Source organism: Variovorax sp. GW458-11-26-14-LB1, from assembly GCF_059423965.1.
Genome location: NZ_JBWKYW010000106.1, coordinates 1 through 740, shown reverse-complemented (window position 1 = coordinate 740; position 740 = coordinate 1). Strand labels below are relative to the sequence as shown.

Annotated in this window: 1 protein-coding gene; it reads left to right on the top strand. The window is 63.8% G+C overall.

The window, feature by feature from the left end:
- Positions 1 to 740 (top strand): DctP family TRAP transporter solute-binding subunit (locus AC07YS_RS31905; RefSeq protein ID WP_495270370.1); only part of this gene is annotated, 740 nt, incomplete at both ends.

The following is a 740-nucleotide window of genomic DNA, read 5'->3' as shown; positions in this document are numbered from 1 at the left end:
GCGCAGCAGGAGCGCGTGATCCGCTTCGGCCACCTGAACAACGCCGACCATCCCGTGAGCTTCGGCGTCAAGCGCTTCGCCGAGCTGCTCTCGGCCAAGAGCGGCGGCAAGATGAAGGTCCAGGAGTTCCCCGCCTCCCAGCTGGGCAACGAGATGCAGCAGCAGTCGGCCCTGCAGGGCGGCGTGCAGCAGATGTCGGCACCGGCCACCACGTCCCTCGCAGGCATCGTCAAGGAGTTCGGCCTCGTCGACTTCCCCTTCTCGGTGAACAACTTCGCCCAGGCCGATGCACTGCTCGACGGGCCTCTGGGCCAGGCCCTGATCGCCAAGCTCCCCGAGAAGGGCCTTGTCGCCCTGGGCTACTGGGACCTGGGCTTTCGTAACGTCACCAACAGCAAGCGCCCCATCGCCAAGCCTGAAGACCTTGAAGGTCTGAAGATCCGAGTGATCCCCAATCCCGTGTTCCTCGAAACCTTCAAGGCCTTCAAGGCCAACCCCGTGCCGATGCCTTTCGCCGAGCTGTACGGTGCGCTCGAAGCCAAGGCGGTCGACGGGCAAGAGAACCCGTATGCGGTGATCCTGTCGAACAAGTTCTACGAAGTGCAGAAGTTCGTCAGCGCCACCAACCACGTGTACGCCGCCAACATCGTGCTGGTGAGCAAGAAGTTCTGGGACTCGCTCACGCCGGCCGAGCAGAAGATGATGAACGACGCGGCCAACGAGGCGCGCGGCTACCAGCG